A 4,017-nucleotide genomic window follows, 5' to 3' on the forward strand; every position below is an offset into this window, starting at 1 on the left:
AATCACTTCAGGTTTGGATAAATCACTGCTGTATTTAGCCTGAAACGCCATTAAGGGCTGAGTTTGCCGGTCAAACGTGACCAGAAAGTCTGAGCTCAACACCTGAGGCGTACCTTTAAAGACGGCATGACAAATACCGAGCTCATCAGCAATGCGGGTGGTATCTTCGACACGCAGCGGAAACTGTTCACGAATATCCAGTACAGAGTGCTGCCAGTCCAATGTCAGAAAAATAGCCAGTTCCAAATCAGAAAGCAGGTGATGCAACCGGCGACTGCGGTTGCCAAAGATCCGGTGAGACCGACCAAGTGAAGATATATCCCAGGTTTGGATCCAAGGCTTGTAGCTTCTGCCTTCGCCTTGCCCGCGGCCTTCTTTAATCCGTTTCTGGATTTGCTGGTCGGACAGACCTTTGTAGCTTCCTGCCATAGCCAGACCATCTAGAGTGTTGATTTTTATAGCTTAGTACAACCGCCTAGCTAAATAAATAGTTACAGAAAGTTTTGGGGAGAATGGTCGGCCTGCACCAAAAACTCTTTTAGTTGAGTGCGGCAGCAGAGCTATCCAGTATTAACACCAAAATAGACCAATTATCAGACGTGGCGTTACCGGAGTAACACATCAAAATGTAATATGTAAATCAAACGTTTTTATTCATATATTGCAATTTTTTAAGTATATCAGTGTATTTTTTATGCAAAAAACCAACACTGCTATTTTTCAGAATCGAAACTTCTATTGAAATCTCTGCCAATAGTAACGACACTATTGCCCAAACGGGTAATTCTTAATATTTTTCCGTTATTTAAGTGCTCTACAGCTTTTTTTAACCCCCACCCTCCCTTATTGATAGCTAACACATTAGTTACCTTATCTGGGTCTACAAAGCTATTAAGCCCATCGAGGGAACATAAAGCTCTGAATCTGGCATCACCTTGATGTTTTATAAAATCATCAAGTACTTCAGAACTCATCCAGCCAATTAACTTTAACAAATCTTCAAAATGCTTAAGAAGCAGCGAGCAGCTGGCATTTGATCCATAAACAGGGCGATTATAATCAGGCTTACCAGTAGCTGGATCGTCATAAAAAAACTTCCAAATGGCTTCGTGATGAGTAAGTCGGTTACGCAGTTCCCTTACCCTGTTAAATTCACTCTCAATATCCTGACGGCTTATCCCTTGAGGGGCGTTTGGAAACACGATTCCGAGTAAATTTGGCCATAACAACATTTTCGATTGATGGTCTTCATATTCCTTAGATAAAAAATTGGTCCAGAATCCAAAGTCCATGCTAGAAATGACCCTGTTAGCAGTTACTGCTTTTCCTGCCTTTGTAAGCTTTTGCACTGCATCAATAACTTTCCTTTCTTCCCATAATCGCTCTACAATTAATCTGTCCCCATTTTGACCAAGCACATACCCACTTCCGTCAACAGCTTGTCCTGGCCGACATTTTTTAGTAAACCTTTTTTGAGGCTTGATTTTCTTTTTACCCATATACTCGGTAAATGAAAAAATCCAGTCTGGCCCTGTACTGTACAATCCTTTTGCCGCGAGAGGAGGGTTTGATTGTACTGCTTGGACTATTGCATTTCTTAATGTTACCTCGAGACACTGAATTGCGGGGAACAAGGCTCCAGCAAGAGCAGTGTTCCAGTGATAAGCTGCGAGAGCAGTCTCCTTTTTAACTTTCAGATGTTTGATGTAAACCGACAACCGATCTTCTGTTATGTACTTCATTCGATATCCTGAAATTAAAACTATAGTTGACAACCTACCGTATCATCGCTAGGATCACATACATAAAGGCGGAGTAGCCTAAGAACACGTTCTTAGGTCTCATGCGACAAAGTAGACGGAAAAGCCACTCTTAGAGTGGCTTTTCTCGTTTAAGCTGATAGCCTCACATTTAGTAACTCTGGATGCAGTTGTTCTATCGTACGTCCAACCAGACAACAAAACTTACACTGAAACTCCCAAGGCGCTTTCTTCGGATGTTTAGGATTAGTGTACTGGCTTAGACTTGATTGAGCACATCCAAGTGCCTTCGCAATATCTGCCTTAGAAACGCTCTGGCCGCTTGCTCTCTTTTGGTAAATAAAAGCGTTAAGCCACGTTTCCATTTTGCTTTTGATACTCTGTTCTTCGGGAGACAACATACTTAATACTCCCTCTTTGAGATGCTTTGCCGCTCAACACAATCATCTCTCAATAATTCCGACATAAAACGTGAAACAGCGACCATCCGCTTAAAAATTAGTGTGCATTTAATTGGATACATAAATCGCACCTCTAATCTTTAAAAGTGAAACGGATAATCTCTTCACTTCCTGCTAGAGGGGCTAGAACTCCAGAGTTTATAGTGAGAAATTCTCGTTCATTGTATGACTCACCAGTATTTTGATTAAAATCACTGGAACCCGATACATTTATGTGCAGATTATCTTTATCAAAACAGCTAGCAATGAACGGCTCACCACCTTCAATCAGAGATTTAAGTTTCACCATTGCTGCCCTGACTTTTTTACCTGGAAGCGGATAGTGACTGCAATACCCCTCATCTACATATCCATGATCATCATATTCGCTGGCTCTTTGATAGGGATTGAAGACACTTACAGAATCGGCTCCAATACACTGAGAAAGGTATTGCAGTATCAGATCTCCAGCTTCGCTTTCATAAAAAGCTGTCAACGCTGCGTCTCCCAAACCAAGCTCAACAACTTGCTTGTAAGATTCATTTTCGCAAACAAGTGAATGTCCAAGCAAAGCATCTCGATCTAATTCTTTTTGCTCTACAAATATGTTTAATTCACGCTGTAAATGTTCGATATCTTCTTCAGCCGCGTCTTTCAGGCTAATGCATGTTGTATCGTCAGCAATGGTGGCTAAATATTTGACAACAGTCGTAAGGAAATTTTTAAATGCACTAAGAATCATTATCTTATACGCTAGAACTAGGGGCTTATCTCCGACTCTGTTGAGCCAAGTTCCTTCGTCATAGCCCCGTAATAATTTTTCGCGAAGCATAGAATATTGCCGTTCAGAATGACGGTCTGGTGAAAATCCGAAAAATGAAAAAAGGCCACTCGATAAATTCGTAATGCAAGTTACACCAGAGTTCACGAGAACTCTCTCGCCGTTATATAAAGTCCCGTTACCTATATTGCATTTAGGCGACATTCCGTGGATAGACAGCATGTCTTCAATCGCACTCTGCATAACGGACTTATATTGATAAGTTGGTATAGGGTAGCCATTCTTATCACGGATTATTTTAGTAAGTTGTTCTAGATGAGTATTAATACTTTGAAAAACTGACAAGATGAACTTCTTTGAAGATAAACAAATAAAAGCTTCATTTAATTCATTTAACGTGGTGAGGAACTCTGCTTTCGCACCTGGAATGTCGTCGACATTCTCAAAATTCACTTTAAAAGACTTGCCCCAGACATTGATGTGACTAAAAAGTGGAGCAATTTCATTATTAAAAGTTATTTCAACAAGTGTCGAAACGGTTGGTTTTTTAAATTGATAATCTTTTGATGTATGAACATCAAGATTGACCGTTTGGCCGCAATATTCAGCTAAAGTCGCCATTATATTAACCTCTGCATACGACTATTCCGACTACTTCAAAAGTAGGGGCGGAGATAGATTATGTATTAAATGTCAATTCAAAACTGACACATTGACAAACGACCCCGAGAGCCGAAAGGAGGATGCTTTCACATCTCACTTGGTCAGTTTATGTTCAGTCTTACAAACTGGCAAGTGATGATTAAACGTGGAACAAATTTGTTAGCATACGGCTAAAAGAAAAGGCCACTCAAATGAGCAGCCTTTGTGATGACACTATATTTTCAATGGTGAGACTTGTAGGTTCATAATATAGTTTGATAAAAAAATGCACCTTTTTAGGTGCATTCAGAAGCTAATGTTTGATAATTTTTTCAGAAAACCAGCTAACGCTCTTAGAATATAGTTTGATATTTTTACAGCATCTAAATAGCTA

At 40.0% G+C, this 4,017-nt stretch carries 3 protein-coding genes; all 3 read right to left on the bottom strand.

Annotated elements, in window-relative coordinates; all coding sequences use genetic code 11:
• Positions 1 to 429: TnsA endonuclease N-terminal domain-containing protein (locus tag LSG37_RS20805; RefSeq protein ID WP_233081928.1), on the bottom strand; the 429-nt coding region annotated here is incomplete at its 3' end.
• Between the two features lie 284 nt (positions 430 to 713).
• Positions 714 to 1,742, bottom strand: coding sequence for an Abi family protein (locus LSG37_RS20810; protein ID WP_233081929.1), 1,029 nt, complete (start codon positions 1,740 to 1,742; stop codon positions 714 to 716).
• 552 nt (positions 1,743 to 2,294) lie between these two features.
• Positions 2,295 to 3,602: a hypothetical protein gene (locus tag LSG37_RS20815; RefSeq protein ID WP_233081930.1), complete on the bottom strand. Its 1,308-nt coding sequence runs from the start codon at positions 3,600 to 3,602 to the stop codon at positions 2,295 to 2,297.
• Between the last annotated feature and the right edge of the window lie 415 nt (positions 3,603 to 4,017).

This window comes from Rheinheimera soli (genome assembly GCF_021290985.1).
GTDB classification, from domain to species: domain Bacteria; phylum Pseudomonadota; class Gammaproteobacteria; order Enterobacterales; family Alteromonadaceae; genus Pararheinheimera; species Pararheinheimera soli.

What these genes read in the sequence shown, in the direction of transcription:
- LSG37_RS20810 (WP_233081929.1), bottom strand. Translation starts at nt 1,742, where the DNA reads ATGAAGTACATAACAGAAGATCGGTTGTCGGTTTACATCAAACATCTG.
- LSG37_RS20815 (WP_233081930.1), bottom strand. Translation starts at nt 3,602, where the DNA reads ATGGCGACTTTAGCTGAATATTGCGGCCAAACGGTCAATCTTGATGTT.